Here is a 20,872-nt window from a genome sequence, read left to right as displayed (position 1 = left end):
ACAGGGGCTCTGGTACTGGAACGGTCCCGAAGGAGCGGCGACGACAGCGCCCGGGCGAGACCTCGGCGGCGGCGGCCCGGCGCGCCTGTCTCAGGCGCGCGCGAGGGCCGCGCGAACGATCGAAAATCCCTCGACTTGGGCGCAGGCGGGACTTAAGCACCGGCCTTATCCCTGTCAACGCGAGGGCCTTTGCCGCCCGTGACGGAGCTTGCCCCGAAATGACCCTGATCCCGACCCGGAATCCGGCCCGCGTTCTGTTCCCGGTGCTGCTGGCGGCTGTGCTCGCTGTCGCCGCCTGCGGCCGGGGCGGCGGCTCCGACCGCCCGCCCGAGCCCGGCGACCGGGCCGTGGCCGAGGTCCGGAACGAGACTATTTGGGCCTCGGACGTCAAGCGCGAGGCGGTGGCCCAAGGGCTGGTCGGCGAGGGCGAGCCGCTCGATGTCACCTCGGACCTGTTCCGGCGGGTGCTGGACGAGGTCATCGACCAGAAGCTGCTGGCGCGCGAAGCCGAGCGACGGGGACTGGACAATTCGGCCCTTGCGCAGCGCCGCCTGGCGGCGACGCGCGAGCGCATCCTCGGCGACATGCTGGTGGAAACGGTCGTCAACAGCGAGATCACCGACCGCAAGGTCGCCGAGCTCTATCAGGAGCAGCTGCGACTGGCCGAGACGTCGGAGGAAATCCGCACCCGGCTGATCCTGTCCCGCACCAAGGAGGAGGCCGACGCCGTAATCGGCATTCTGGGCCAGGGCGCGGCGTTCGAGGCGGTGGCCGCCCAGAGCTCGGTCGATGACGCCACCCGCTATTCCGGCGGCGACCTCGGCTACCGCACCCTCGACGTCATGCCCGAAGCCTACGCCAACGCCCTGCGCGACAAGCCGGCCGGTTCGACCGTCGGGCCGTTCCAGACCGAAGGCGGCTGGGCTGTGTTGCGGGTCGAGGACCGTCGCAAGGAGACACCGCCGACGCTGGAACAGGCCCGGCCGCAGATCGTCCGTTACCTGACCTATGAAGGGGTTCGCGCCCTGTTGGAGCAACTCCGCAACAAGGCCGATGTCGAGGTGCTGCTGAACGGCGACGCGATCTCGCAGGAGCCGGCCTCGGCGACCGGCCGGCCGGCCCCGCCCGTGTCGCGCGCGGCGCCCGTCGCCGCACCGGCGAAGGCTTCATGAGCCGCCCGCCCGAAACGGGCCGCGGATCCGCTGGCCAGAAGATCGAACAGGCGCTGGAGAAAGCCCTGGATCCGCTGGCCACGGCGCTGAAACGCGCCACCACCCCGCCCCGGGTTGCGCCCGCGCGCAGCGCGTCTGCCGCCGCAGCCGCCCCAGGCAAGCCGGGCCTTGAGGTGTCGCCGCTGGCTGTGCCCTTCCCGGTCATCCCGCCGATCGCCGGGGTCGAGATCGCCACCGCCCGGGCCGGCTTCTACAAGCATGAGCGCGACGATCTGGTGGTGTTCCGGTTCGCCCGTGGCACGACCTGCGCCGGCGTGTTCACGCGCCACAAGGTCGGCTCGGCGCCCGTCGACTGGTGCCGGCGGCATCTTGACGCCGAGGGCGGCGGACTCGAGGCGCGGGCCCTGGTGGTCAACGCCGGCTGCGCCAACGCCTTCACCGGCAAGGCCGGGGCCGACGCGGCCCGTCGCACCGCCTCCGAGGTCGCCAAACGCTTCGGCTGCCGCCAGCGCGACGTCATGCTGGCCTCGACCGGGGTCATCGGCGTGGTGCTGGACGACCGCAAGATCGCCGCCCGGCTGAACGAGATCGAGGCCGGGCTGGACGGGGACGCCTGGCTCAAGGCCGGCCAGGGCATCATGACCACGGACACCTTCCCCAAGGGGTCGTTCGCCGAGTGCACGATCGACGGGCACGCCGTCCGCATCGCCGGCATCGCCAAGGGCTCAGGCATGATCGCCCCGGACATGGCCACCATGCTGGCCTTCATCGTCACCGACGCCGACATCCATCCGAACGTGCTGCGCGCCATGCTGGGCCTGCACGTCCGCACCACCTTCAACAGCGTGACGGTCGATGGCGACACCTCGACCAACGACACCTGCCTGCTGTTCGCCACCGGGGCCTCGGGCGCGCCGCGCATCGGCCGGGTCGGCGACCGCCGCCTGAAGGAGTTCTCGCGCGCCCTCGACCGGGTCATGCTCGACCTCGCCCACCAGCTGGTCCGCGACGGCGAAGGGGCGACCAAATTCGTCAAGATCACCGTCGACGGCGCCGCCAGCCCCGCCTCGGCCCGCAAGCTGGCCAAGTCGATCGCCGACAGCCCGCTGGTCAAGACCGCCCTCGCCGGCGAGGACGCCAACTGGGGCCGCGTCGTCATGGCCGTCGGCAAGACCGAGGAGCCGGTTGACCGCGACCGCCTGGCCATCCGTTTCGGCCCCCATGTCGCCGCCGTCGACGGCGCCCCGTCGCCGGCCTACGACGAGGCCAGGATGAGCGCCTATATGAAGAACGCCGAGATCGACATCACCGTCGACGTGGGCTCCGGGCGGGCCTCGGCCACCGTCTGGACCTGCGACCTGACCAAACGCTACGTCGAGATCAACGGCGACTACCGCTCGTGAGCGAGGGCCTCCCCACCGTCCTCGTCGTCGCCGTGGCGCTGGTCGACGCCGACGGCCGGGTGCTGATCGCGCAACGGCCCGAGGGCAAGCAGCTGGCCGGCCTGTGGGAGTTCCCGGGCGGCAAGGTCGAGGCCGGCGAGCGGCCCGAGGCGGCGTTGATCCGCGAACTGCGCGAGGAGCTGGGCATCGACGTCGCCGAGGCCTGCCTGGCCCCGTTCGTTTTCGCCAGCCACGCTTACGATTCGTTTCACCTGTTGATGCCATTGTATCTGTGCCGACGCTGGTCGGGGGTGGTTCGGAACCGCGAGCACGCGGCTCTGAAATGGGTGCGGCCGAACCAGTTGGCCGATTTTCCGATGCCTCCGGCCGACGAACCCCTGGTCGCCTGGTTGCGCGACCTGCTCTAGCCGCCGAAGGAGGGGGCCATGCGTGCTCTGTTCTCCCGGTTCCTCGCCGACGAACGCGGGGCCACGTCGCTGGAATACGGCCTGATCATCTCTCTGGTGTTCCTCGTGGCCCTCGCGGGCATCACCGCCTTCGCCAGTGCGGGGACGGGGACGTTCAACGAGGCGATGGGCAAGCTGGCGGCGGCGGTCGGCGCCAGCTGACGGGCCTCAGTCTTCGTCGCCGGTCCATTCCCTGGCGCCCAGGGCGTCCGCCAGCCGGACCTTGGCCGAGCCCCGCGGCAGGGGCTTCTGCTGGCTCTCGTGCGGCGCCCAGCCGGCCAGATGGATGATCTCGAACGTCGCCGGAATGCGCCCGTCCCCCTCGCCGAAGCGTTCGGCGTAGATCTCCGCCGCCCGCGCCAGCATGCCCCGGCTGATCGGGCGGATCGGCCCGGCGAGGGCGTTGGTCTCGCCCATGGCGCGCAGATCGCGGATCAGGGCGTAGAGATCGGAATAGCGTACTGTCAGCCGATCGACGTCCGAGACCGGCAGGGCGAAGCCGGCCCGCTGCAGCAGGGCGGCCCCGTCGAAGCCGTCGGCGAAGGGCGAGACCCGCGCCTGCGCCCCGCCGCGGACCTCCAGCTCCGCCTGGGTCAGGGCCGCGCGCAGTTCTTTCAGGGTGCCGGCGCCCAGCAGGGTCCCGAGGAACAGGCCGTCGGGCCGGAGCGCGCGGCGGATCTGGGCCAGGGCGCCCGGCAGGTCGTTGGCCCAGTGCAGGCTCATCAGCGAGACGATCAGGTCCTGGGACTGGTCCGGCAGGTCCAGCGGGGCCGCCCCGGGAGCGGCCCGGGACGCCTCGTTCCCGGCGACGCGGACGGCGCCGACGCGGGGCGCGGCCCCGCTGTCGGCCAGAAGCCGGGTGAACGGCCCCGGGCGCGCTGACAGGTCGACGGCGTCCGGAAAGTCGCGCAGGATGACCTCCAGGCTGTTCACTGCGTTCTCGGCGGCCCGAACGTGAAGGAAGTCGGCGGCGGCGAAGGCCTGTTCGCCCCGCGCCAGTTTCGCCGCGCGGCGTCGGCTGTCGAAGATCACGGGGGGACCGGGGGAGGCGCTCATGGTGCATCAGGATGGGGGCTGGCGCGGGCGATTGGAAGCCGGCCGCTCGCAGGTGGCGCTTGGGCTGCGCGCATTCGGGCGCGGGGCCGCCGACCTGCTGATGCCCCCGCTGGCCCACGACAGCCCGGAGGCGACGGCGTCGGCGGGCCTGACCCCGGACGCCTGGGCGAAGGTGGTCTTTCTGGAGGACCCGGTCTGCGACGGTTGCGGCGCGGCGTTCGAGATGGACGGCGGGGCCTTCGCCTCGCCGCGCTGCGCCGCCTGTCTGGCGCAACCCTACGCCTTCGACCGGGCCCGGGCGGCCTGCGTCTATGATGAGGCGTCGCGGGGGCTGATCCTGAAATTCAAGCACGGCGATCACCAGCCGTTCGCACCGCTTTTCGCCCGCTGGCTGAGCCGCTCGGCCGCGCCGCTGCTGGACGGGGCGGACGCCGTCGTGCCCGTGCCGCTGCACCGGTTCCGGCTGCTGTCGCGCCGTTTCAACCAGGCGGCCGAAATCGCCCGGCCACTGGCCCGGCGCGCAGGGCTCGACTATCTGCCCGACGCCCTGATCCGGCAGACCCACACCACGACCCAGGGCGGCAAGTCGGCGCGCGGGCGGCGGCTGAACGTCAAAAGAGCCTTCGCGGTGACGGAAGAGGGGCGGCGCCGGATCAGGGGCCGGCGCATCCTTCTGGTCGACGATGTGTTGACCACGGGCGCCACCGCCGAGGCCTGCGCCCGCGCGCTGATCGAGGCCGGCGCCCGCGCCGTCGACCTGGCGGTCATCGCCCGGGTGCGCACAGCGCGGGAAATGCCTACATAGCGCCGAAAGAAACTGGAGTTCCCCTTGGCTGACGTCGTCCTCTACACAAAACCCGGTTGCGGCTACTGCCACGCCGCCAAGGCCCTGCTCGACGGCAAGGGCGCCGACTACACCGAGATCGTCGCGTCGAACGATCCGGCGAAGAAGCAGGAGATGATCCAGCGGTCGGGCGGGCGGATGACCTTCCCGCAGGTCTTCATCGGCGAAAGGCACATCGGCGGGTCCGACGACCTGCATGCGCTTGACCGCAAGGGCGAGCTGGACGCATTGCTCGAGGCCTGATGGCAAAGCTTCCGATCGCCCTGATCCAGACCCGCACCCCGGCCAGTCCGGGGGCGGCCTTCGCCCATGTCGAACCGCTGATCCGCGAGGCGGCGGCGGGCGGGGCGAAGCTGATCCTGACCCCGGAAGCCACCAACTTCCTGATCCAGGACCGGGCGGCGCGCGATGCGGTGCTCGAGACGCAGGAGCGGGACGAGGCAGTGCGCAAGCTGCGCGACCTCGCCCGCGAACTCGGCGTCTGGCTGCTGATCGGTTCGGCCATCGTGCGGTCCGGCCACGACGGCGACGACCGGGCTGCCAACCGCTCGCTGCTGATCGACGCCGGCGGAGCGGTGGTCGCGAGCTACGACAAGCTGCACGTCTACGACGTCGACCTGCCGACCGGCGAGCGCTGGCGCGAGAGCGCCGCGATCCGGCCCGGCGACGGGGCGGTGGTCGCCCAAACGCCGTGGGGCGGGCTGGGTCTGACCATCTGCTACGACATCCGCTTCCCGCAACTGCACCGGGCCCTGGCCCGAGCCGGGGCGATGATGATCGCCGTCCCCGCCGCCTTCACCGTGCCGACCGGCGAGGCCCATTGGGAGACCCTGCTGCGCGCCCGGGCCATCGAAACCGGCTGCTACATTCTGGCCCCGGCCCAGGCCGGCGCGCATGAGGACGGCCGCCGCACCTGGGGCCGCTCGACGGTCGTCGCGCCCTGGGGCGAGGTGCTGGCGAAACTGGATCATGACGCGCCGGGCGTGCTGTTCGCCGAGCTGGATTTCGAGGCGGTGACGCGGGCGCGCACCGCCGTGCCCCAGCTGACCCACGACCGCGAATTCACGCCGCCGTCATGATCCGCTACGCCCTCCAGTGCGACGGCGGCCATGGCTTCGAGGCCTGGTTCGGGACGTCTTCCGACTATGACGACCAGGCCGGGCGCGGGCTGGTTGAATGCCCGGTTTGCGGCTCGCGGGGGGTGACCAAGCAGATTATGGCGCCGGCGGTGACCGGGACGCGCAAGACCGACACGGGCCCCGACCCCGCGAAGCTGCAGGGGATGATGATGCAGGTCGCCCGCGAGGTCCGCAGTCACGTCGAACAGAATTTCGACTATGTCGGCGACGCCTTCGCCCGCGAGGCGCGCGACATCCACGAGGGTCGCTCCGAGAAGCGCGAGATCTATGGCGAGGCCACGCCCGCCGAGGTGCGAAAGCTGAAGGAGGAGGGCGTGCCCTGCGCGCCGCTGCCGCCGGCGCCGCCCGACCCTGCCAAGCTCAACTGAGCGCGATGGCGGGGGAAGGGGAGCGCTATGAAGAGTTCCAGCCGCCGGCGGCGTTGCGTCCCTTCGTGCGCGCGATCTGGACCTATGCGGCGCCCGCCCCCGATCCCGTCGTGCAGCGCATCGCTCCGGACGGCTGCCCCGAACTGATCGTCGATATCGGATCGCCCTATGAGGAGCAGGGCGAGGATGGGCTGTTCCGGCTGCAGCCGCGGGCGCTGTTCGCGGGCCAGATGACGCGGCCGCTGGCGCTGCGGCCGGTGGGACCGGTCGAACTGGTCGCCGTGCGTTTCGAACCCGACGGCGCGCGCGATTGGCTGGGCGTCCCGCTGGCTGAGGCGACCGACCGCCGTCTGGACATGGTCGCCCGGACCGAAGGCGTCACGCCGCCCTCGGGCGATCTGGCGGGGCAGGTCGAGGTCATGATGCGTTGGCTCGAGGACCACCGGCGCGTGGCTGACTGGGCGATCGATCCGGTGGTGCGGGCCGAGATCGAGGCGGCCCAAGCGGATCGGCCCGGGGCCGCCCGGTCGCCCTCCGAACACCGCGCCCTGCAGCGCCGCTTTCGCGACCGCGTGGGCGTGCCGCCCCGTCTGCTGCGGTCGATCCTGCGCTTCCGTCGCGTATTCGATCATGTGGCCGGTCCCGAGGCGCTGGGCTGGCTTGAGGCCGGACTCGAAGCGGGATTTTTCGACCAGCCCCAGATGGCGCGGGACTTCCGGCGCTTCCTCGGCTGCACGGCGACGGAATGGGCGCGCGAGCAGGTCGGGTTGGCGCGAGTGATCGCGTCGCAAACCTACAAGCCCGGTCCGCTGTCGCCGCACTAGGGTCCGGCCGTCAACAGAGGGGACAGACCATGACGACCGCCGCCGTTTTCGCCGCCGTCCTGATGCAGGCGGCCCCGCCGCCCGACATGTCGTGGATGGCCGGCTACTGGCTGGATTGCTCGAACGGGCGGGAGGTCTCGGAGACGTGGAGCGACCCGCGCGGGGGCCTCAGCGTCGGCCATGGGGTGACGGTGGCGGCGCGCGGCGTCTCGTTCGAGGTCTCGCACATCGGCCCGACACCGCAGGGCTTCGCCTATGTCGCCCAGCCGGGCGGCGCGCCGCCCACCGCCTTCGTCCTGACCGACAGCGGCCCGACCCGGGCGGTGTTCGCCAATGCGGAGAACGACTTCCCGACCCGGGTCACCTACGAGCGCGACGGCGACGCCCTGAAGGCCCGGATCGAGGGCGAGATCGGCGGGCAGGCGCGCAGCATGGAATGGAATTTCCGGGCCGCTCCGCTGAACGCGCGCTGCCTCGCCTGAAGCCGGGGTCAGTGTTCGCCGCGGGTCCAGCCCTTCTCGGCCATGCAGGCGGCGAAGGCGTCGCTGCGTTCGTTGCGGCCGGTGCGGGCGCGGCAGTCGGCGCGGGCGCCGTCGAACGGGGCGGCGTTCTGGCCGTGCCAGCCGACGTGATCATCGTGACCGGCGTCGATGACGGTGACGCAGGCCGATGTCATCAGGGCGGCGGCAAGGGTGGCGAGGACGAGGAGACGCTTCATGGGTGATCTCCGGAGAGGGAGTGAAAGGGAGCCCCTTCATCCCACCACCAAGCTTGGCTGTCCCGTTAAAACCTCGTCAGGTCGATGAACTCTGGATGAACCGCGTTCAGTCCCGCGTCGCGACCATCATGTAGTTGATCCCGGCGTCGTCGCTCTCGCTCCAGCGATCGGTCAGCGGGTTGTAGACGAGGCCGTAAGGACCGCTGACGGCCACCGGCTCTTCAGAGAGCATCAGCCGGATCTCGTCCGGCTTGAGAAACTGATTCCAGTCATGGGTGCCAGCGGGCACCCAGCGCAGCACATACTCCGCCGCGACCTTGCCCAGGGCGAGCGACTTCAGGGTGCGGTTCAGGGTGGCCACGATCATCATCCCGCCAGGCTTCACCAGCCGCGAACAGGCGCGGATGAAGCCTTCCGGATCGGCGACGTGCTCGATCACCTCCATGGTCAGGACCACGTCGAACGGGCCCGCGCCTTCGGACTCCAGCTGTTCCACCGTCGCCGCCCGATAACCGATGTCGAGCCCCTGCTGTTCGGCGTGAACCCGGGCCGTGCCGATGTTCTCGCTGGAGGCGTCGATGGCCGTCACCTCGAAACCGAGACGCCGCATCGGCTCGGCGATCAGGCCGCCGCCGCAGCCGACGTCGAGCAGGGTCAGGCCGGCGAAGGCCTCGCGGGTCCTCGGATCACGACCGAACCGTTCGGCGACGCGGTCGCGGACGAAGGCGAGACGGGCGGGATTAAACCGGTGCAACGGAGCGAACGGCCCGCGCGCGTCCCACCACTGCGCCGCCTGGGCCGAGAACCGCGCCACGTCGGCGGGATCGATCGAGGGCCCGGCCGCGCCATCGTCGAAGTCCGCCCCGCTTTGGGGTTTGCGCGCGGATACCGTGTCGTTAGAAGCGACCATGGGCCGAGGGATGAACCCGCGCGGCCCTCCACGCAAGATGGGGCGATACGCCACGATGACGCGGCCCGCTACGACGCGACTGGTGATGAAGTTCGGCGGCACCTCGATGGGCGACCTCGAACGCATTCGCCGCGCCGCCCGCATCGTCGCCGCCGAAGCCGCATCGGGCAAGAAGGTGGCGGTGGTGGTCTCGGCCATGGCCGGCAAGACCAACGAACTGGTGGCCTGGACCGACGGCGCGGGGCGGCCGGGGCCGGGCGTCGCGCTTTCGGACGATGAATACGACGTCGTGGTCGCCTCAGGCGAGCAGGTGACATCCGGCCTGCTGGCCCTGACCCTGCGCAATATGGGTCTGAGCGCGCGCAGCTGGATGGGCTGGCAGATCCCGATCCTGACCGACGACGCCCACGGCCGGGCCCGCATCGAGGACGTGCCGGGCGAGGTGCTGGGCGCGGCCATGGACAATGGCGAGATCGCCGTGGTGCCGGGCTTCCAGGGCGTCACCCGCGACGGGCGGATCACGACCCTGGGCCGGGGCGGTTCCGACACCTCGGCCGTGGCCGTGGCGGCGGCGCTGGAGTGTCCGTGCGACATCTACACCGACGTGGACGGCGTCTACACGACCGATCCGCGCATCGAATCCCGGGCGCGGCGCCTCGAAAAGGTCTCCTATGAGGAGATGCTGGAGATGGCGTCGCTGGGGGCCAAGGTGCTGCAGACCCGCTCGGTGGAACTGGCCATGGCGAAACAGGTCCCGGTCCGGGTCCTGTCCAGCTTCATCGAACCCGACGAGACCGGCGCCCTGCCCGCCAAGTCCGGCACCCTGATCTGCGACGAGGAGGAAATCGTGGAGAAACGCATCGTATCCGGCGTCACCATGAGCCGCGACGAGGCCCGTATCACCCTGCTGGGCCTGTCGGACCGGGTCGAGGCGCCGGCGGACGTCTTCACCCGGCTGGCCGAGGCCAATGTCAACGTCGACATGATCGTCCAGAGCCAGTCGCGAAGCGAGGGGGCGGTCAACCTGACCTTCACCACGGGCCGGCGTGACGCCCAAAGGGCCGCCGAGCTGATGCGGGCGGCCCAGACCGAAATCGGTTTCGAGGAAATCCGCGTTGACGAGGACGTGGCCAAGGTCTCGGTCGTCGGCGTCGGCATGCGCAGCCACGCCGGCGTGGCTCAGACCATGTTTCGGGCCCTTGCCGACAAGGGCGTGAAATTCCAGGCCATCTCTACCTCGGAGATCAAGATCAGCGTGCTGATCGACGCCGCCTATGCGGAACTGGCCGTGCGCGCGCTCCATTCGGCTTACGGATTGGAAGTAGTGTAGAAACGAAGCCTGGCGGCGCCCATCTGCGCCGCATCGTATTGGAGGGGCCATGCCGGTTGGCGGATTGACGACGAGGGGGCCGCGGAACCTCCTTCGCCAGATCCGCGAGGCTATGGCGGGGGCGGCGCCGGCGCAGCAACGCCTCGACGAGGTGGTCCGGATCATCGCCCAGTCGATGGTGGCCGAGGTCTGCTCAATCTACCTGCGCCGCGCCTCCGGCGAACTGGAGCTGTTCGCCACCCAGGGCCTGAAGCCCGAGGCCGTGCACAACACCCGCCTGCGACCCGGCGAGGGTCTGGTCGGTGAGGTGGCCCGGACGGCCGAGCCGATCAGCCTGTCCGACGCGCCGTCGCACCCCAGCTTCGCCTATCGCCCCGAGACCGGCGAGGATCCGTATCACGCCTTCCTTGGCGCGCCCCTGCTGCGCGGCGGCCGGGCTATCGGCGTGCTCGTGGTCCAGAACCGCTCCGAGCGGCGGTACGACGAGGAAGAGGTCGAGGACATCCAGACCATCGCCATGGTGCTGGCCGAGACCGTGGCGTCCGGCGAACTGCTGGCCCAGGACGAGCTGCGCGACATCGAGGTGGCCCCGCACCGGGCCGAAAATCTCAAGGGCCAGCGGTTCGCGGAAGGTCTGGCTTTCGGCCATGTCGTCCTGCACGAGGCGCCCGTGCCGCCGGAGAACCTCCTGGCCGAGAACCAGCAGGTCGAGGAAATCCGCCTGCGCGAGGCCCTGATCGGGCTGAAAGCCAATATCGACTCCATGCTGGAGGGGGGGCCGGGCAAGCTGGCGGGCCAGTCCTTCGAGGTGCTGGAGACCTACCGGATGTTCGCCGACGATCGGGGCTGGAACCGGTCGCTGGAGGAGGCGGTGCGCACCGGCCTGACCGCCGAGGCCGCGGTCGACCGGGTCAGGAACGAACACCGGGCCCGCTTCGCCACCGCCCGCGACCCCTATATCCGCGAGCGGCTGCACGACTTCGAGGATCTCGCCAACCGGCTGTTGCGCGTGCTGGCCGGCGACCGGCCGGGCGAGCGCGAACTGCCTGACGACGCCATTCTGGTCGCCCGCAACCTCGGCCCGGCCGACCTGCTGGAATATCCGAGGCACAAGATCCGCGGCCTGCTGCTCGAGGAGGGCTCGGCCGCCAGCCACGCCGCCATCGTCGCCCGGGCCCTGCAGATCCCCTGCGTGGGCCGGCTGATGGGTCTGCGCGACCGGCTCTCCGAAGGCGACCTGGTGATCGTCGACGGCGAAACCGGCGAGGCCTATCTGCGGCCGCGTCCCGACATGTTGGCGGCCGTGCAGTCGCGCATCGAGGTGCGCAGCGAACGTCAGGCCGAGTTCACCCGCCTGCGCGGCGTCGACGCCGTCACCCTCGACGGGACCCGGATCCAGGTCCTGACCAACGCCGGCCTCGCCGTCGATCTGGAAAATCTCGACGCCACCGGCGCAGAGGGCATCGGCCTGTTCCGCACCGAGTTCCAGTTCATGGTGTCGGAGGAGTTGCCCCGGCTCGACAGCCAGACCGCCCTCTACAAACTGGTTCTGGACACCGCGGGCGACCGGCCGGTCACATTCCGCACCCTCGACATCGGCGGCGACAAGGTGCTGCCGTATCTGGAGACCGAGCGGGAGGAGAACCCGGCCCTGGGGCGACGGGCGATCCGCCTCGGTCTCGACCGGCCCGGGCTGCTGAGACTGCAACTGCGGGCGCTGCTGACGGCCGCCGCCGGGCGCGAGTTGCGCGTCATGTTTCCGATGATCGCTACGGTCGACGAGTTCCGCGCCGCCCGCGAACTGGTCGACGTCGAATGCGCCTGGGCGCGGCGCCGGGGTCGGGCCCTTCCCGCCCTGCTGCGGGTCGGCGCCATGATCGAGTGCCCGTCATTGCTTTGGCATCTGGACGCCTTGCTGCCGCTGACCGATTTCGTCTCGGTGGGCACCAACGACCTGTTTCAGTACATGTTCGCTTCCGACCGGACCAATCCGCTGGTTTCCGATCGTTACGACCCACTGTCGCCGCCCCTGCTCAGAGCTCTGGCCGAAATCCAGAAGAAATGCGCCGACACCGGTACGCCGGTCTCCGTCTGCGGCGAACTGGCGGGGCGGTCGCTGGAAGCCTTCGCCTTGCTGACGCTGGGTTATACGCGTCTCTCGGCCCCCGCCGCCGGAGTCGGGCCGGTCAAGCGGATGATTCTGTCGGCCGATCTGCCTGCCGCCCGGCGGGGTATGGCCAACCTGCTCGGATCGTCGTCCGCGTCGATCCGGGGCGAGCTGGAATCGCTGGCCCGGAAATTGAACGTCACGATCTGAGAACGTTCCGGCCATTTCCGTCGGTACGGCTAACAAATCGTTGATCGGCCAACTCAAATGAGTTATCCACAAGACGGAACCGGGGGGTCTGCGGGGGCGGACCCGATCTGTCATCCCGATATGGTACAGGCCCGGGGTTCGAGTACGGCGCGTGAGCATCACTCGCGCGCGCCGAGTTTGGGGTCAGGCCGGATGGCGCTGGATACGGGGAACAACCCCGAAGAGTTTCGTGATCAGTCCGACTGGAAGGATGTCGTTCCCTCCGTCACGGACGCGGCGACTCTCGGCGACGGCCTGCGCATCGCCCGCACCCATTCCGGGCGCTCCCTGGCCGAGCTTTCGAGCATCACCCGCGTGCCCGTGCGATATCTGACGGCGCTGGAGCAGAACGATTTCTCGGTGCTGCCCAGCCGGGTGTTCTCGATCGGCTATGTGCGCGCCTACGCGGCCGCTCTCGGTCTCGACGAACAGCTCGCGGTCGAACGCTTCAAGCGCGAAGCCCCCGACCCGTCCGTGCCGTTGCAGCCTCCCGTCGGCGTCGCCTTCGAAGAGGTCAAACGCTATTCGCCGCGCCTGATCGCGGCCGGCCTGGCCCTCGTTTTGGCGGTAGTCGGCTGGAACGTCTTCCAGCGCGTCAGCCTGATGCGCGCGCCCCAACCGTCGGACATCGCGTCGGTCCCGGAGAGCTGGACCCTCGGCGCCGTACCGGGACAGGAGCAGTTCATGCGCCTGACCGCGCCGCGCCCGGCTCCGGCGGACCAGACGGTGCCGGCGCTGTACATCACCCCCGGTCTCGAGGCCGAATTGACGGGCATCGACCCTGCCTCGCCGGAAGCCGCCGCCGCTGTCGCCGCCGCCGCGCCGCCGGTGCAGAAGGCCTTCAACCCGCGCGGCGCCACCTATGGCGCATCGGCCAATGCCTCGCAGGTGGTGATCCAGGCCCGCAAGGCCGCCAGCCTCGTCATCCGCATGGCCGACGGCCGTGTTCTGTTCGCCCGTCAACTGGCCGCCGGCGACGCCTGGCGCGCGCCGCTGGGCGTCGCCGCCACCGTCGACGTCTCCGACCCGACCGCCTTCGACGTCTATCTGAACGGCGAGCATGGCGGAGTCCTCCAGACCGCACAGACCTCGCTGAACCAGCTGAACCAGCGGGCCCAGACCTTGGCCCGCCAGGCCGCCGCCGAGATCACAGCCCGCACCGAGGCCGCCCGCACCGCCGCGGTCCAGGCCCAGGTCCAGGCACAGACGCAGGCCTCCACGGCGGTGCAGGACGTAGTCTCCGAGGCCGCCGGAGGCTGATCCGCGACGCCGTGAATCGGCTCTTGTCGTGGCCATGCCGCAATCGGAGGCCTATGTTGCCGCCGACATGAGCCAGGATCACACCTCAGAACTCGGGCACGTCCGCCCGTGGCGCCACATTGAGCGCCGCCATAGCCGCCGGATCATGGTCGGCGACGTCCCCGTGGGCGGCGGTGCGCCGATCTCGGTCCAGTCGATGACCAACACCCCGACCTCGGACGCGGCCGCCACGATCGACCAGATCCGCCGGCTGGAGGAGGCCGGCGCCGACATCGTCCGTGTCTCCTGTCCCGACGAGGATTCGACCGCCGCCTTCCGCACCATCGCCCGCGAGGCCAAGGTCCCGCTCGTCGCCGACATCCATTTTCACTACAAGCGCGGCATCGAGGCCGCCCAGGCCGGAGCCGCCTGCCTGAGGATCAACCCCGGCAACATCGGTTCGCCTGACCGGGTGCGCGAGGTCATCCAGGCCGCCCGGGATCATGGCTGTTCGATGCGCATCGGCGTCAACGCCGGCTCGCTGGAGCGCGACCTGCTGGAAAAATACGGCGAGCCCTGCCCCGACGCCATGGTCGAGAGCGCCCTGAACCACGCCCGCATCCTGCAGGACAACGACTTTCACGAGTTCAAGATTTCGGTGAAGGCGTCCGACCCCTTCCTGACCGTGGCCGCCTATCAGCAGCTGGCCGACGCAATCGACTGCCCGCTGCACCTCGGCGTCACCGAGGCCGGGCCGCTGCGCACCGGCACCATCAAGTCCGCCATCGGCATGGGCTCGATGCTGTGGGCCGGCATCGGCGACACCATCCGCGTCTCCCTCGCCGCCGACCCGGTCGAGGAGATCAAGGTCGGATTCGACATCCTCAAGTCGCTCGGCCTGCGCCACCGAGGGGTCAATATCATCGCCTGCCCGTCGTGCGCGCGGCAGGGATTCAACGTCATCGAGACGGTGGGTGTGCTGGAAGAGAGGCTGGCCCATGTGACCACGCCGATGTCGCTGTCGATCATCGGCTGCGTGGTCAACGGCCCGGGCGAGGCGCTCTACACCGATGTCGGGTTTACCGGCGGCGGCAAGGGCGCGGGCATGGTCTATCTGAGCGGCAAGACCGCCCACAAACTGGCCAATGACGGCATGGTCGACCACATCGTCGAACTGGTCGAGGCCAAGGCGGCCGAGCTGGAGGCGGCCCGCGCCGCCGCCAAGCTGGAAGCGGCCGAATAGGCCTCGGGAACAACGCCGATGAAGCTCTACATCACCGTCCCGTCCCCCTATGCCCGGAAATGCCGCATCGTGGCGCGCGAGAAAGGGCTGGCGGACCGGATCGAGGAGATCGCGGTTGATCCCTACGCCAATGCGCCCGAACTGCTGGTCTCCAATCCGCTCGTGCAGGTGCCGACGCTGATCGCGGCGGACGGCCTGCCGCTGAACGACAGCCCGGTGATCTGCGAATATCTCGACGCTCTCGGCGAGGGCCCTCGCCTGCTCCCGGAGGCCGGGCCGGACCGGCTCCGCGTGCGGCGACTGGAGACCCTGGCCGACGGCGCGCTCGAAATGGGCGTCAAACTGCTGCTGGAGAAGCGCCGGCCGGAGCACGAGCGCTCGCCGTCGTGGATCGAGCGCTGGACGGTCAATATGGGCCGCGCCCTCGACGAGCTGGAAGCGGCGCGGCCCGATGCGGCACGGCTCGACATGGGAGTCATAACCGCCGGCGTGGCAGCCACCTGGATCGGATTCCGCCACCCGGACTTCGGTTGGAAGACCGGCCGTCCGGCCCTGACAGCGCTGCAGACCGCGTTGGAGGCCCGGCCGAGCTTCATCGACACCCGGCCCGCCTGATCGCCGCCGCCGGTCAGCCGAGCAGGCCGGCCAGCTGCACACCCTGGAACAACGACAGGACGATCAGCAACGCGCCGACGGCGAAGGTCATCGCGCGGCGCGGCGCCCGCTTGGTGATCAAGCCCGCGAAGGGCGCCGCGATCAGGCCGCCGACGATCAAACCGCCGATCGCCGCGGCGTGGTTCTGGATGGCTTCGGCGTCGCGCCAGTGCCCGCTGACCAGTGACCAGACAAAGGTGGCGGATATGGCCACGGTCAGGAAGAATTCGGCCGTGTTGACGGACCCGATGGCGCGACGCGGCTCCTGGCCGGCCCCGACCAGGGTCGAGGATACGGTCGGCCCCCAGCCGCCGCCGCCGACGGCGTCCAAAAAACCGCCGACGACGCCCAGCGGCGCAATAGCCCAGGCCGGGCGCAGCGGCCTGGTCGGCGCGTTCCGCCAGCCTCGCCACAGGATGTAGAGACCCATCAAACCGAGATAGGCCACGATGAAGGGCTTGATGACCTGGCCGTCTATGCCGGTAAGCACATAGGCTCCGACCACGCCGCCGACGACGCCGGCCGCCGCCAGCGGCAGGCACAGACGCCAATCCACGTTGCGGTGCCAGATGTGGCTACCGGCCGAGGCGGCGGTGGTGAACACCTCGGCGCCGTGGACGCTGGCCGAGGCGGTCGCGGGCGGCACGCCGAAGGCCAGCAGGACGGATGAGGAGATCACGCCATAGGCCATGCCGAGGGCCCCATCGACGGCCTGGGCCAGCAGGCCGACCAGCACGAACAGGAAGAAGGTGTCCATCACGGCGTCCCGACCCGCGCCAAGTCGCGGTGATCTCCGCCTTCACCTCTAGAGAAACCCGGGACGGAGCGTAACGGTGTTTGACGCGCTTGTTATCGCGCGCCGCTCCATCGACAGATCGCCGGCCGCCGCGCTAAGGCAGGCCTCCCGCGAACAGGATACGCCCCCCTTGCGACTGCCCCAGGCCCGGCTCGATCAGGTGCTCGACCGCTTCCATCAGGTGGAGGCGCGCATGGGCGCGGCCACGGACGGTCAGGAGATCGTGCGCCTGTCGAAGGAGCACGCCGAAATCAAGCCGGTCGCCGACGCCGTCATGGCCCTCGCCAGGGTCCGGGCCGAAATGGCCGATCTGGACGCCATGGCCGCCGATCCGGAGATGGCCGAAATGGCGGCGGAGGAGCTCGAGGCCCTGAACCAGGCCCTGCCCGGCATGGAGCGCGACGTCGCCCTGCTGCTGGCCCCGCGCGACGCCGACGAGAACGCCTCGGCCGTGCTCGAGGTCCGCGCCGGCACCGGCGGCGACGAGGCGGCCCTGTTCGCCGGCGACCTGTTCCGCATGTATTCGCGCTACGCCTCGACGCGCGGCTGGCGGGTCGAGATCGACAGCGCCACCGAGGGCGAGGCCGGCGGCTACAAGGAGATCATCGCCACCGTCACCGGCGAGGGCGTGTTCGGGCGGCTCAAGTTCGAGAGCGGCGTGCACCGCGTCCAGCGGGTGCCGACCACCGAGGCCGGCGGCCGCATCCACACCTCGGCCGCTACCGTCGCCGTCCTGCCCGAGGTCGAGGACGTCGAGATCGAGATCCGCGATCAGGATATCCGCATCGACACCTTCCGCGCCTCAGGTTCGGGCGGCCAGCACGTCAACAAGACCGACTCGGCGGTGCGCATCACCCACATGCCCTCGGGCATCGTGGTGACCTCCTCGGAGAAGTCGCAGCACGTCAACCGCGACAAGGCGATGAAGAACCTGCGCGTCCGCCTCTACGACATTCAGCGGCAGGAAAAGGACCAGGCCCGCTCCAGCGCCCGCAAGTCGCAGGTCGGCTCCGGCGACCGGTCGGAGCGCATCCGCACCTACAACTTCCCCCAGGGGCGGGTCACCGACCACCGCATCGGCCTGACCCTGCACAGCCTGCCGCAGATCCTCGAGGGCGACATCGATCCCCTGCTCAACGCCCTCATCGCCGAGGACCAGGCCGCCCGCCTGGCCGATCTGGAGGCGGAGCTGGGGTAGGGGACAGGGCTGCGCCCTTGTCATCCCGGACGCGCGCAGCGCGATCCGGGACGCTGGCTGCACCCCACCAATCCTCCCGGAAATCGCGAAGCGGTTATCCGGGAGACGGGTCGCCGTCGCACCCCGCCTGACCCGTCTCCCGGATAGCTGCTGACGCCGCTTCCGGGAGAATTGGATATGCGCGGGGCCCGTCCCGGATCACCGCTTCGCGGTGTCCGGGATGACAAGGAGCGGGCAGACCTCACCCCTCCACCGTCAGCCCCCCGCCCTCGACCTTCACGAACTGCGCCCGGCCGCGCAGCGGTTCGAACAGCTCGGCCTCCGTGCCGGTCAGAAACGCCTGCAGGCCCAGCGCCTCGATCTCGTCGAACAGGGCGGCGCGTCGGCGCGTGTCGAGGTGGGCGGGCGCTTCGTCGAGCAGCAGGATCGGGGCGGCGCTCTGGTTCGACAGCCGGGCGATCTGGGCGAGGATCAGGTTCAGCACCAGCGCCTTCTGCTCGCCGGACGAGCCCTCGGCGGCGGGCCGGTTCTTCTCGCGGTGCAGGGCCGTCAGATCCGAGCGGTGCGGCCCGAACAGAGACCGCCCGGCGGCGGCGTCGCGGGCGCGGCTGCGGGCCATGCCGTCGCGGATCGCCGCCGCGATGGCCTCGGCGCCCGCCCCGGCGGCGGCCATGCCCTCGGCCTCGCCGGTCAGGCCGAGATCGGCCTGCGGAAACGGCCGGTCACCGCGCTCGTCGATGGCGGCCTGCAGCGTGACCAGCGCCCCGGCGCGGGCGAGGGCGGCGGCGGCCCCCGCCTCGCCGAGGCGCAGCTCCAGCGCATCAAGCCACAGCGGATCGGCGGGTCGCCCCTCCGCCCCGTCGGTCAGCAGCCGCAGCCGCTCGCGCAGGGCCTTCTCATAGGTGGCCACCGCGGCGGCGTGGTCGGGGTCGGCGGCGAACACCAGCCGGTCGAAGAATTTCAGCCGCGCCGCCCGCGCGTCGGAGAACAGCCGGTCCTGCTCCGGCGTCGCCCAGACGGGCCGCAGGTGGTCGAGCAGCCGACCCGGCTGAGCCGTCTCGCCGTCGATGCGCACGATGCGCCGCGCCGCCCCCGCCGCCTGCACCCCGGTGCCGAGCTTCGTCTCGCCCTCGCCGTCGGTCAGCACCGCCGCAACCGCCCAGACCCGGCCGCCAGCCTCGCCCGGCTCGCGCCGCCCCATCTCCGGCGCGCTGGCCCCGCGCAATCCCTTGCCGGGCGTGAACAGGCTCAGCGCCTCCAGCAGATTGGTCTTCCCCGCCCCGTTCGGCCCATGCAGCACGACGGTGCCCCCCGCGACGGGCAGGGTGGCCGCCGCATAGGAGCGGAAATCGGTGAGGGTGAGGGCGGTGATCACGAGTGGGGACTACACCAATCCGCTCATCCCGGCGAAAGTACGAGCCGAAGCCCCAATATCTTTGGCTCATCCCGGCTTTCTCCCGGGTGGGCTGACTAGTTATTCACGCGCGCCTTCATCCGGGCGACGCCGTGGGGCGGCATGCTGAAGCCGACGGCCTCGCCGGGGTTCACGGCCACGCCGTATTCGTCGCCAACCACGTTCAGAACCCAGTCGGCGCGAACCTGCCGCGCGTAGGGATACTGGGGCGCGTTGCGGGACCAGGTTGAGCATTTCCCGGCGGTGGTGAAGACGACGAGCGCAAGATAGCCCTCCGGCGTCGACACCGTCAGCGGGGAGATGGCCTCGGGCGCCGGGCCGGGATCTTCCGCGAGCATGACGACGACGTGCGAGCCCATGAACACCGACGCGAGGTCATCAAGGCTTCCGCCGTTCTGTGCGGCGATGATCGCCGCTTCGAGCGCCGCGCCGGTCTCCTCGGGCGGTGGAACCTGCACGCCCTACACCCGCAGCGGCATCAGCACATACTGCACGCCCGGATCGCCCGGATCGAGCACCAGCGTCGGGCTGGCCGGGTCGGCAAATTTGAAATGCGCCGTCTCGCCGGTGATCTGGCCGGCGACGTCCAGCAGATACCGCGCGTTGAAGCCGATCTCGAAGGGCTCCTCGGAATAGCCGATCTCGACCTCCTCGACCCCCTGGCCGGCCTCCATGTTGCGCACCGTCAGGGTGACGCGGTCCAGCTCGAAGGCCAGTTTCACGCTGCGGCTCTTCTCGGCCGAGATGGTGGCGACCCGGTCGACGGCCGAGGCGAACACGGCGTTGTCGATGTCGGCCTGTTTGTCGTTCCCCTTGGGGATGACGCGCATGTAGTCGGGGAAGGCGCCGTCGATGACCTTGGAGGTCAGGCTGGCCTGGCCGAACTCGAAACGGATCTTCTGCGGGCTGACCATGACCTCGACCGGGCCCGAGCCGTCGTCGAGCAGGCGGCGGACCTGGTCGATGGTCTTGCGCGGCACGATCACGCCGGGACCGCCGGCGGCGCCTTCAGGCGCGGGCGTCTCGGCCAGGGCCAGGCGGTGGCCGTCGGTGGCCACGGCGCGCAGCAGCGGGATGCCGGCCTCGGCCACGGTGTGCAGATACAGGCCGTTCAGATAGTAGCGCGTCTCTTCGGTCGAGACCGCGAACCGGGTCTTGTCGATCAGCCGGGCCAGGTCTTCCTTGGGCAGGGCGAACCGCGTCCCCGAGGTGTCGGTCGACATGACCGGGAAGTCGCCGGCCGGCAGCACCGGCAGATTGAATTTCGACCGTCCGGCCTGGACCACCAGACGGGGATCGTCGCCATTGTAGCTCAGCGAGACCTCGGCCCCCTCGGGCAGCTTGCGGACGATCTCGTACAGGGTGTGGGCCGGGGCGGTGATCTGGCCCTCGACGTTCACCTGGGCCTCGGCCTCGTCGACCATCTCCATGTCGAGATCGGTGGCGGCAAAGCTCAGCTTGTCGCGGCCCGCCGACAGCAGGACGTTAGACAGGATTGGAATGGTGTTCCTGCGCTCGACGACGCTCTGCACATGGCCGAGGGCCTTGAGGAGCGCGGATCGTTCGATAGTCAGCTGCATGTCGTCTCGCCCGGGGTGCGGCGACTCAAGGCGTCACCGCGAATAGAGGGCCTTGGACACTAGCGGATTGGCGGCGCGGAGCAAGGAAGGGGCGGGGGCGCCGGGCCGCGCGATCCGGGAACAGGCGACCACTCTCTGTGGACAAAGCGTCCGCCGGTCCGTGACGGCCGTGACGCTGTGCT

23 protein-coding genes are annotated in these 20,872 nt (G+C 70.3%); 16 read left to right on the top strand and 7 right to left on the bottom strand.

Going from position 1 to position 20,872, the window contains the following annotated elements:
• Positions 1-218: 218 nt before the first annotated feature.
• The 4 genes from HNQ67_RS05040 to HNQ67_RS05025 are packed head-to-tail and all read left to right on the top strand — an operon-like array spanning position 219 to position 3,183.
• Complete coding sequence (locus tag HNQ67_RS05040) at positions 219-1,172, top strand: peptidylprolyl isomerase (RefSeq protein ID WP_183253010.1); 954 nt, start codon at positions 219-221, stop codon at positions 1,170-1,172.
• Positions 1,169-2,575, top strand: a complete 1,407-nt coding sequence (gene argJ / locus HNQ67_RS05035) for a bifunctional glutamate N-acetyltransferase/amino-acid acetyltransferase ArgJ (protein WP_183253008.1) — start codon at positions 1,169-1,171, stop codon at positions 2,573-2,575. The genes HNQ67_RS05040 and argJ overlap by 4 nt, the downstream gene beginning before the upstream one ends.
• On the top strand, positions 2,572-2,982 hold the full coding sequence (locus tag HNQ67_RS05030; RefSeq protein ID WP_183253005.1) for an NUDIX domain-containing protein: 411 nt from the start codon (positions 2,572-2,574) through the stop codon (positions 2,980-2,982). Before argJ ends, HNQ67_RS05030 begins: the two co-directional genes overlap by 4 nt.
• Positions 2,983-3,000: 18 nt before the next feature.
• Positions 3,001-3,183, top strand: a complete 183-nt coding sequence (locus HNQ67_RS05025) for a Flp family type IVb pilin (protein WP_183253003.1) — start codon at positions 3,001-3,003, stop codon at positions 3,181-3,183.
• 6 nt (positions 3,184-3,189) lie between these two features.
• On the opposite strand, the gene HNQ67_RS05020 is transcribed toward HNQ67_RS05025, so the two are convergent.
• Complete coding sequence (locus HNQ67_RS05020) at positions 3,190-4,077, bottom strand: methyltransferase domain-containing protein (protein ID WP_183253002.1); 888 nt, start codon at positions 4,075-4,077, stop codon at positions 3,190-3,192.
• On the opposite strand from HNQ67_RS05020, the gene HNQ67_RS05015 reads away from it, so the two are divergent.
• From HNQ67_RS05015 to HNQ67_RS04990, 6 genes are read left to right on the top strand one after another with little or no spacing between them, the layout of a single operon-like run.
• On the top strand, positions 4,076-4,882 hold the full coding sequence (locus tag HNQ67_RS05015; protein ID WP_183253000.1) for a ComF family protein: 807 nt from the start codon (positions 4,076-4,078) through the stop codon (positions 4,880-4,882). The genes HNQ67_RS05020 and HNQ67_RS05015 overlap by 2 nt on opposite strands.
• A gap of 24 nt (positions 4,883-4,906) precedes the next feature.
• Positions 4,907-5,164, top strand: a complete 258-nt coding sequence (gene grxC / locus HNQ67_RS05010) for a glutaredoxin 3 (RefSeq protein ID WP_183252998.1) — start codon at positions 4,907-4,909, stop codon at positions 5,162-5,164.
• Complete coding sequence (locus HNQ67_RS05005) at positions 5,164-6,000, top strand: carbon-nitrogen hydrolase family protein (RefSeq protein WP_221247765.1); 837 nt, start codon at positions 5,164-5,166, stop codon at positions 5,998-6,000. Before grxC ends, HNQ67_RS05005 begins: the two co-directional genes overlap by 1 nt.
• Entirely contained in the window at positions 5,997-6,428 is a 432-nt protein-coding gene (locus HNQ67_RS05000) for a DUF1178 family protein (protein ID WP_183252996.1), read from the top strand. Before HNQ67_RS05005 ends, HNQ67_RS05000 begins: the two co-directional genes overlap by 4 nt.
• 5 nt (positions 6,429-6,433) lie before the next feature.
• Positions 6,434-7,252 carry an AraC family transcriptional regulator gene (locus HNQ67_RS04995; protein ID WP_183252993.1) on the top strand — a complete coding sequence of 273 codons (819 nt, stop codon included), beginning with the start codon at positions 6,434-6,436 and terminating at the stop codon, positions 7,250-7,252.
• A 29-nt stretch (positions 7,253-7,281) separates the two neighbouring features.
• On the top strand, positions 7,282-7,734 hold the full coding sequence (locus HNQ67_RS04990) for a DUF6265 family protein (RefSeq protein WP_183252992.1): 453 nt from the start codon (positions 7,282-7,284) through the stop codon (positions 7,732-7,734).
• Between the two features lie 8 nt (positions 7,735-7,742).
• Here HNQ67_RS04990 and HNQ67_RS04985 read toward each other — a convergent pair whose 3' ends face one another.
• Complete coding sequence (locus tag HNQ67_RS04985; RefSeq protein WP_183252990.1) at positions 7,743-7,970, bottom strand: hypothetical protein; 228 nt, start codon at positions 7,968-7,970, stop codon at positions 7,743-7,745.
• 106 nt (positions 7,971-8,076) lie between these two features.
• Positions 8,077-8,880: a bifunctional 2-polyprenyl-6-hydroxyphenol methylase/3-demethylubiquinol 3-O-methyltransferase UbiG gene (gene ubiG, locus HNQ67_RS04980; protein WP_183252988.1), complete on the bottom strand. Its 804-nt coding sequence runs from the start codon at positions 8,878-8,880 to the stop codon at positions 8,077-8,079.
• A 55-nt stretch (positions 8,881-8,935) separates the two neighbouring features.
• Here ubiG and HNQ67_RS04975 point away from each other — a divergent pair, with 55 nt between their 5' ends.
• The 5 genes from HNQ67_RS04975 (at position 8,936) to HNQ67_RS04955 (ending at position 15,663) form a co-directional block, all read left to right on the top strand.
• Positions 8,936-10,210, top strand: a complete 1,275-nt coding sequence (locus tag HNQ67_RS04975) for an aspartate kinase (RefSeq protein WP_183252986.1) — start codon at positions 8,936-8,938, stop codon at positions 10,208-10,210.
• A gap of 49 nt (positions 10,211-10,259) precedes the next feature.
• Entirely contained in the window at positions 10,260-12,527 is a 2,268-nt protein-coding gene (gene ptsP, locus HNQ67_RS04970; RefSeq protein ID WP_183252984.1) for a phosphoenolpyruvate--protein phosphotransferase, read from the top strand.
• Between the two features lie 192 nt (positions 12,528-12,719).
• Complete coding sequence (locus HNQ67_RS04965; protein WP_183252982.1) at positions 12,720-13,826, top strand: helix-turn-helix domain-containing protein; 1,107 nt, start codon at positions 12,720-12,722, stop codon at positions 13,824-13,826.
• Positions 13,827-13,893: 67 nt separating this feature from the next.
• Positions 13,894-15,048: a flavodoxin-dependent (E)-4-hydroxy-3-methylbut-2-enyl-diphosphate synthase gene (ispG, locus tag HNQ67_RS04960; protein WP_183252980.1), complete on the top strand. Its 1,155-nt coding sequence runs from the start codon at positions 13,894-13,896 to the stop codon at positions 15,046-15,048.
• Positions 15,049-15,066: 18 nt separating this feature from the next.
• Positions 15,067-15,663 (top strand): glutathione S-transferase N-terminal domain-containing protein, encoded by a 597-nt coding sequence (locus HNQ67_RS04955; RefSeq protein WP_183252979.1) that lies wholly within the window; start codon positions 15,067-15,069, stop codon positions 15,661-15,663.
• Between the two features lie 13 nt (positions 15,664-15,676).
• Here the strand turns inward: HNQ67_RS04955 and HNQ67_RS04950 are convergent, their stop codons facing one another.
• On the bottom strand, positions 15,677-16,459 hold the full coding sequence (locus tag HNQ67_RS04950) for a sulfite exporter TauE/SafE family protein (protein ID WP_183252977.1): 783 nt from the start codon (positions 16,457-16,459) through the stop codon (positions 15,677-15,679).
• A gap of 169 nt (positions 16,460-16,628) precedes the next feature.
• Between HNQ67_RS04950 and prfA the strand changes: the two genes are divergently transcribed.
• Entirely contained in the window at positions 16,629-17,696 is a 1,068-nt protein-coding gene (prfA, locus tag HNQ67_RS04945; RefSeq protein ID WP_183252976.1) for a peptide chain release factor 1, read from the top strand.
• Positions 17,697-17,937: 241 nt separating this feature from the next.
• Here prfA and recF read toward each other — a convergent pair whose 3' ends face one another.
• The 3 genes from recF to dnaN all read right to left on the bottom strand — a co-directional run bounded on the left by recF (position 17,938) and on the right by dnaN (position 20,690).
• Positions 17,938-19,071 carry a DNA replication/repair protein RecF gene (gene recF, locus HNQ67_RS04940; RefSeq protein ID WP_183252974.1) on the bottom strand — a complete coding sequence of 378 codons (1,134 nt, stop codon included), beginning with the start codon at positions 19,069-19,071 and terminating at the stop codon, positions 17,938-17,940.
• Between the two features lie 95 nt (positions 19,072-19,166).
• Entirely contained in the window at positions 19,167-19,568 is a 402-nt protein-coding gene (locus tag HNQ67_RS04935; RefSeq protein WP_183252972.1) for an SseB family protein, read from the bottom strand.
• Positions 19,569-19,571: 3 nt separating this feature from the next.
• Positions 19,572-20,690, bottom strand: a complete 1,119-nt coding sequence (gene dnaN / locus HNQ67_RS04930) for a DNA polymerase III subunit beta (RefSeq protein WP_183252970.1) — start codon at positions 20,688-20,690, stop codon at positions 19,572-19,574.
• Between the last annotated feature and the right edge of the window lie 182 nt (positions 20,691-20,872).

The organism is Brevundimonas basaltis, from assembly GCF_014202075.1.
Taxonomy (GTDB): Bacteria; Pseudomonadota; Alphaproteobacteria; order Caulobacterales; family Caulobacteraceae; genus Brevundimonas; species Brevundimonas basaltis.
Note: the sequence above shows the minus strand (reverse complement) of the source record. Positions and strands in the feature narration are given on the sequence as shown.

Bases quoted from the DNA above. Each gene is read 5' to 3' on its own strand.
- HNQ67_RS05040 (WP_183253010.1), top strand. From the start codon at position 219: ATGACCCTGATCCCGACCCGGAATCCGGCCCGCGTTCTGTTCCCGGTG.
- argJ (WP_183253008.1), top strand. From the start codon at position 1,169: ATGAGCCGCCCGCCCGAAACGGGCCGCGGATCCGCTGGCCAGAAGATC.
- HNQ67_RS05025 (WP_183253003.1), top strand. From the start codon at position 3,001: ATGCGTGCTCTGTTCTCCCGGTTCCTCGCCGACGAACGCGGGGCCACG.
- HNQ67_RS05015 (WP_183253000.1), top strand. From the start codon at position 4,076: ATGGTGCATCAGGATGGGGGCTGGCGCGGGCGATTGGAAGCCGGCCGC.
- HNQ67_RS05020 (WP_183253002.1), bottom strand. From the start codon at position 4,077: ATGAGCGCCTCCCCCGGTCCCCCCGTGATCTTCGACAGCCGACGCCGC.
- HNQ67_RS05005 (WP_221247765.1), top strand. From the start codon at position 5,164: ATGGCAAAGCTTCCGATCGCCCTGATCCAGACCCGCACCCCGGCCAGT.
- HNQ67_RS05000 (WP_183252996.1), top strand. From the start codon at position 5,997: ATGATCCGCTACGCCCTCCAGTGCGACGGCGGCCATGGCTTCGAGGCC.
- HNQ67_RS04995 (WP_183252993.1), top strand. From the start codon at position 6,434: ATGGCGGGGGAAGGGGAGCGCTATGAAGAGTTCCAGCCGCCGGCGGCG.
- HNQ67_RS04990 (WP_183252992.1), top strand. From the start codon at position 7,282: ATGACGACCGCCGCCGTTTTCGCCGCCGTCCTGATGCAGGCGGCCCCG.
- HNQ67_RS04985 (WP_183252990.1), bottom strand. From the start codon at position 7,970: ATGAAGCGTCTCCTCGTCCTCGCCACCCTTGCCGCCGCCCTGATGACA.
- ubiG (WP_183252988.1), bottom strand. From the start codon at position 8,880: ATGGTCGCTTCTAACGACACGGTATCCGCGCGCAAACCCCAAAGCGGG.
- HNQ67_RS04975 (WP_183252986.1), top strand. From the start codon at position 8,936: ATGACGCGGCCCGCTACGACGCGACTGGTGATGAAGTTCGGCGGCACC.
- ptsP (WP_183252984.1), top strand. From the start codon at position 10,260: ATGCCGGTTGGCGGATTGACGACGAGGGGGCCGCGGAACCTCCTTCGC.
- HNQ67_RS04965 (WP_183252982.1), top strand. From the start codon at position 12,720: ATGGCGCTGGATACGGGGAACAACCCCGAAGAGTTTCGTGATCAGTCC.
- ispG (WP_183252980.1), top strand. From the start codon at position 13,894: ATGAGCCAGGATCACACCTCAGAACTCGGGCACGTCCGCCCGTGGCGC.
- HNQ67_RS04955 (WP_183252979.1), top strand. From the start codon at position 15,067: ATGAAGCTCTACATCACCGTCCCGTCCCCCTATGCCCGGAAATGCCGC.
- HNQ67_RS04950 (WP_183252977.1), bottom strand. From the start codon at position 16,459: ATGGACACCTTCTTCCTGTTCGTGCTGGTCGGCCTGCTGGCCCAGGCC.
- dnaN (WP_183252970.1), bottom strand. From the start codon at position 20,690: ATGCAGCTGACTATCGAACGATCCGCGCTCCTCAAGGCCCTCGGCCAT.